At 32.7% G+C, this 1,280-nt stretch carries 2 protein-coding genes and 2 pseudogenes; 2 read left to right on the top strand and 2 right to left on the bottom strand.

The genetic code is table 11. The annotated features are described in order from the left end of the window. Positions 1-84, bottom strand: a pseudogene (locus HT671_RS11825) (peptidase); the annotation flags it as partial. Between the two features lie 316 nt (positions 85-400). On the opposite strand from HT671_RS11825, the pseudogene HT671_RS11995 reads away from it, so the two are divergent. Then, a pseudogene (locus HT671_RS11995) lies at positions 401-583 on the top strand (IS110 family transposase); the annotation flags it as partial. 154 nt (positions 584-737) lie between these two features. On the opposite strand, the gene HT671_RS11990 reads toward HT671_RS11995, so the two are convergent. Then, a complete protein-coding gene (locus HT671_RS11990) occupies positions 738-911 on the bottom strand; it encodes a PhrA family quorum-sensing system peptide (protein ID WP_050208810.1) in 174 nt (57 codons plus the stop codon). Positions 912-1,087: 176 nt separating this feature from the next. Here HT671_RS11990 and HT671_RS11025 point away from each other — a divergent pair. After that, positions 1,088-1,280 (top strand): helix-turn-helix transcriptional regulator (locus HT671_RS11025; RefSeq protein WP_172923165.1); only part of this gene is annotated, 193 nt, incomplete at its 3' end.

The following is a 1,280-nucleotide window of genomic DNA, read 5'->3' as shown; positions in this document are numbered from 1 at the left end:
AGCAGATACTGTCGATAGCTGGCTAGCTAATAAAGTACTAGCAATAATTGAAATACCGAATTTGCGATAAAATGTTTTCTTCATTTTTATAATTCATTCCTTTCGTTTCACTCAAGGCACAACACAGAATGAAAAAGTGTTGTGCTCTTTGTTTTATAATAACAGTGAGAAAGCCTATCACTACTACAAATCACGGGGAGGTGAATAAGTGAGTGGTACAGCCACTACCTCGCATTTTTATAGGTGTCATTCTTTCCATCAAGCACAAGAACTGTGACTAAGAGCACGTAAACTTATAATTGAATAAGCGACTCGTTTGTGAAAGGAAAGAATAGTCAAGGGATAGGCAGACTCAAATTTTATGAAGGGAGCCCCCTCATGTTAAAAATTATTTATATGGCATCGAAAAGCTATCATCGCTATCTGTCGCAGATTATTGGTTGCCATCTACCACGTACTTTTAAAATAGGAGAGTTATAATCCAAGATTACAAGGTCTTACAGAAATAAGAAATTCAGATAAGACAATGTCTGTCCAAGATGCCGTTCGTTTTGCACAACAGCACGGATTCAAGGTGCTTTAATTTTAAAGGTTGGGTATCAAGACCTCTTTTTAGTGTGCCCAAAATTTAGAGAAGTAATCAATCAACTAACTTTTATTTTTTCAAACTTGCCCCTACAATTTTTAATGAATAATAAAAGCGAATATACTAGAGACTAGTTCTATTCCATTATTCTTTAATCAGCCTTCCCAACATCAAGACCATTGGACTTCTTTTGTGATTGCACTCGAATCTCCAATTGTCTATTCTTCTGAATAAACTGTTGGTAAGGAATTGTATTACTAAACATAAAAACACCTAGCAATGCAAATGTAACTAATTTTTTAATTCCACGTTTTTTCTCATGCAATGAAACCCCTTTCTTTTTATTCTAACAGATATATTTTATTTAGTCAAGTATTTTTATGTTTTTTTGACTTTTTTTTCTTGTTATTACCGTAAAGAATTATTTATTTCTTTAACTTGCTATTTTGAACTAAAAATTTTATAATGAAATTAAGCAAATAGGAAGGTTTATTATTTTTAATGAATACACTCGCAGAGAAATTCAGATTGAAAAGAAAAGAGTTGAGACTCTCCCAACAAACTCTTGCAGAAGGAATTTGTGAACAAAGCCAGATTAGTAAAATTGAAAGAGGTCATTTTATTCCCTCCGCAGACTTGTTATTCAAACTCTCTCAACGACTTGAAGTCCCTTTGGATTATTTTTTTAATGAAC

Source organism: Streptococcus sp. 2741 (assembly GCF_013276315.1).
Lineage (GTDB): Bacteria > Bacillota > Bacilli > Lactobacillales > Streptococcaceae > Streptococcus > Streptococcus pseudopneumoniae.
This window is presented reverse-complemented; position numbering and strand designations above follow the sequence as displayed.